We start from the raw sequence: 965 nt of genomic DNA, 5'->3' as shown, positions 1-965 counted from the left end.
TACCCGGACGGTAAAGACCCGGCTCGTTGGAAGTCAGCATGCCTGACTGCATCGCGTGATGCGGTTGCGGCACGGCGGCAACGGCAATGCTTTGCGGGCCTTCATGCACATTGAGGAAATAGCCCACGCCATGACCGGTACCGTGACCATAATCGCATTGTGCCTGCCAGAGCGATTTGCGGCAGATGGCATCAATCATCGGGCCTTTGATGTTTTCAGGGAAAATGGTCTCAGCCAGAGAAATATGCGCCTTCAACACCAAAGTGTAATCGCGTTTCATGGCCGCACTCGGATTGCCGACAGGAACCACGCGCGTGATGTCGGTCGTACCGCCCCAGTATTGGCCGCCGGAGTCAATCAGCAGCATACCGTCGCCTTTGATTTTACTGTTGTTTTCTGGTGTCGCACTGTAATGAGGCAAGGCGGCATTGGCATTGTAGCCCGCGATGGTATCGAAACTTGGCGAAATAAAGCCGGGACGTTGGCTGCGGTGTTTGTAGAGCATGCCGTCGATATCCAGCTCGCTCAATTCGCCGCCGTCTGCCAAGATTTGTTCAAACTCGGCAAAGAAGCCGCACAATGCCGCGCCGTCTTCCGCCATGGTATTGCGGATATGGGCGATATCGGCATCGGATTTGACTGATTTGAAGAATGTGCTTGGGTGGATGGCTTCAATCAAACGAACGTCTTCAGGCAGGCGGCGCAAAGTACCGACAGCAGTTTTGTTCGGATCAATCAGCAATGCGCCCTTAACGCCTGCCAAGTAGTCCGCCGCTTGCGCATAAGGCAATACTTCAAAGCCTGCCGCTTTCAAGGCTTCGGCAGATTCGGCTTTCAGACGGCCTGCATCGGTAAACAATACGGCTTTGTCTTGGCTGATAAACAAATGGGACAAGAACACGGGGTTGAACGGTACATCATCGCCGCGCAGATTGGTAATCCAAGCGCTGTCTCTTATACACATT

Annotated in this window: 1 protein-coding gene; it reads right to left on the bottom strand. The window is 53.7% G+C overall.

The features are described from left to right. The coding region (locus ACTHUM_RS15155) for a M24 family metallopeptidase (RefSeq protein ID WP_440403309.1) at positions 1-965 on the bottom strand (965 nt) is incomplete at both ends.

The sequence above is a fragment of the Neisseria sp. P0021.S006 genome, from assembly GCF_051956895.1.
Note: the sequence above shows the minus strand (reverse complement) of the source record. Positions and strands in the feature narration are given on the sequence as shown.